Origin of the sequence: Nocardiopsis valliformis DSM 45023, assembly GCF_000340985.1 — a bacterium.
In the GTDB taxonomy this organism is placed as follows: domain Bacteria; phylum Actinomycetota; class Actinomycetes; order Streptosporangiales; family Streptosporangiaceae; genus Nocardiopsis; species Nocardiopsis exhalans.
This window is the reverse complement of record NZ_ANAZ01000074.1, coordinates 1-1,982: the sequence shown is the minus strand read 5'-3', so window position 1 is coordinate 1,982 and position 1,982 is coordinate 1. Positions and strand designations below refer to the sequence as shown.

The window sequence follows — 1,982 nt, the reverse complement described above, 5'->3', positions numbered from 1 at the left end:
GCAGACCTCGTCCGGTACGTGGGTGCAGATCTCCGCGGTCGAGGTGGACACGCAACCGTCGCAGGTTCACAACCTGACGGTTCAGGGGGTGCACACCTACCATGTGATGGCAGGAGACCTCGATCTCCTCAACCACAACTGCGGCGGTGAAGCCGCACTCAATGCTGCGAGAAATATCGCGAACGACGCGACTCAGGTTACTCCGGGCAGATTGCGCCCCGCAGTGGCCGAAGCGATCGACCTGGGCGATGGGGGTGCTCCTATCGCTTATGCAAGTGTTCGTGGCGGCCAGCCGACCCTGCACTCCAAAGTCGGAGAGATTCTGTCCAGAGTGCCTGCTTCGCAGAGAGGCCGGGGCCATGGAAGATGTGGTTTGGCCCTATGCCTCACAGAGGCTCTGTCAACCGGCAGGGATCCGTACGGAGCCACGGCAGCGGCAGTAACAGTTAGGTCTCGTGTGACGCATGAGAGCCACGGGGTTGGTGTGGGAGCCTGCTCCAGCTGCTCATCTCTGGTGGAGCATTTTAATCTGAAGTTTGTGACAGGTTAGCTTGGAGGCGGTTTGACCTTTTATTCAGGAACCGTGGATGCTCTTCTTCGAGAGTGTGGGTGGTATCCCCGAAGGAGCGTAAATATTGAAGAATGTATAAATTCGCTGGAATCAGAAGGATTTTTCTATCATTTTCCAGCGAAGGTTTTTCTTGCAGAATTCCATGGAGTCGCTCTGGGGGTGAGAGGTTCGGGTGTCAATATCGCAAAATGCCCTGTAAACTTTGACCCCATGTTGTGCTCGGGTGAGAGTGACAGGTTCAATGGATGGGCTAGAGAAATAGATTCGGTACTGTCTCCCCTTGGTGAGTACAATGAAGGGGAAGCCTTTTTGGCAATGGATGAGCGGAGTCTAGTCTATGTTGTGGACAATGAACTGAGTAGGTTCTCTGTAAATCACCTTGGGGTCGATTTTGGTGGGCCCAGGGAAGCGATTGAGTGTCTTGTCAGGGGAATTCGTCCGGAAGAGGTTCCCGGCGTGCCTGGTGCCTGACATGGCAGTCACATCCTTCTCTGCTTCCGCTAATTACGGGATTCCCGGATTGGGTAAGGTCTTGAAAAGACCGATGCAGATAAATTGTCGGAGTGGCAACCATTTCTGGAGGGGTGGAGTGAGACTTGAGTTCGATCCAAATCGAGGTGTTGGTGACATGAATATTGGCAGGCCTGTCGATTTATGGGTAAGCATTCAGAAGGTTAGTTCTTGGGTCAGACCGCAGGGTCCCGGAAAACTCAGGTCTGTAGGAATATGATTCGGCGCATCTCGTTTAGGATTATGTGACGGTTAGCCTCGGCGATGTTGTCGAACAGGGCCGATCAGAGCAGAGCGATCGCGGTGTTGCGTAGGGTGGCCATGACCTGGGGAACGTAGTGTCCATCAGTTGAAGCAACACCATCCCTTGGGCGGGGCTGTTTTATTCTCGGTGAGCGGTAATGTTCGTACTGGTCACAAATGACCAAGGCAGAACTGCAGAGGTTGCGTCCAGAGTCCAGTCTGGAGTTATGAGTCCAGGCGCGCTGATTGAATTCCTGATATCAAGATGAATGTTTATGAATCGATCTCTTTCGATGGAGTAGGGGTTCTGTTGATCTGTGTCGCGCAAGGTGATGCGGATCGATGGAGCAGATCCTGGATCTGTGTGATAAACCCCGAGAGTGGAAACTCCCATTTCTTAGGATGCTGGAGTAAAGAAAAAGCAACGAAGGAAGATTTTTCAGAATTTTTCCGAGAATTTATCCCATGGGTCGAGTCCCATGTTTTCCTTGGTGCTTTCGGTTTGGCCTTGAAGGGGCATTTTTTTACTCCTGGTTGGTCTGCCTGGGGAAACGGAATTCCTGTCCCGCTGATCGGACACACGGGTGATTTTTTCAGTAGCTGAACTGCTCTGGTGCGATCGGTGGTCGTATCGCGGGTGCGGTGGGCAGCCGGGTGT

The 1,982-nt window shown here is 52.8% G+C and carries 3 protein-coding genes; 2 read left to right on the top strand and 1 reads right to left on the bottom strand.

Annotation, left to right across the window (positions count from 1 at the left end):
• Window positions 1–106 precede the first annotated feature (106 nt).
• Window positions 107–550, top strand: coding sequence for a YwqJ-related putative deaminase (locus D457_RS37870; RefSeq protein WP_394297056.1), 444 nt, complete (start codon window positions 107–109; stop codon window positions 548–550).
• A gap of 12 nt (window positions 551–562) precedes the next feature.
• Window positions 563–1,042 (top strand): SUKH-3 domain-containing protein, encoded by a 480-nt coding sequence (locus tag D457_RS35265; protein ID WP_083926919.1) that lies wholly within the window; start codon window positions 563–565, stop codon window positions 1,040–1,042.
• Window positions 1,043–1,597: 555 nt separating this feature from the next.
• Here the strand turns inward: D457_RS35265 and D457_RS36820 are convergent.
• Window positions 1,598–1,982, bottom strand: a 385-nt coding sequence (locus D457_RS36820) for a hypothetical protein (RefSeq protein WP_204367495.1), incomplete at its 5' end; no start/stop codon positions are given.

Bases quoted from the DNA above. Each gene is read 5' to 3' on its own strand.
- D457_RS37870 (WP_394297056.1), top strand. From the start codon at position 107: ATGGCAGGAGACCTCGATCTCCTCAACCACAACTGCGGCGGTGAAGCC.